The organism is Stenotrophomonas sp. SrG, from assembly GCF_050031795.1.
Classification (GTDB): Bacteria; Pseudomonadota; Gammaproteobacteria; order Xanthomonadales; family Xanthomonadaceae; genus Stenotrophomonas; species Stenotrophomonas rhizophila_A.
In genome coordinates, this window is sequence record NZ_JBNBBE010001517.1 from 1 (window position 1) to 233 (window position 233).

At 69.5% G+C, this 233-nt stretch carries 1 protein-coding gene; it reads left to right on the forward strand.

Annotated features, from left to right (window positions below; translation table 11 throughout):
- The coding region (locus ACQG3P_RS24450) for a phosphoribosylformylglycinamidine synthase subunit PurQ (RefSeq protein WP_426806498.1) at window positions 1-233 on the forward strand (233 nt) is incomplete at both ends.

Consider the following 233-nt stretch of genomic DNA (forward strand, 5'->3'; position numbering starts at 1 on the left):
CCAGAGCGACCAGATCGCCGGCCGCGTCGACCTGGCCGATTTCACCGGCCTGGCCGCCTGTGGCGGCCTCAGCTACGGCGACGTGCTGGGTGCGGGCCGCGGCTGGGCCACCTCTGTGCTGGAGCGCAGCGCGCTGCGTGATGCCTTTGCCGGCTTCTTCGCCCGCCAGGACATCTTCGCGCTGGGCGTGTGCAACGGCTGCCAGATGCTGAGCCAGCTGAAGGACATCATCA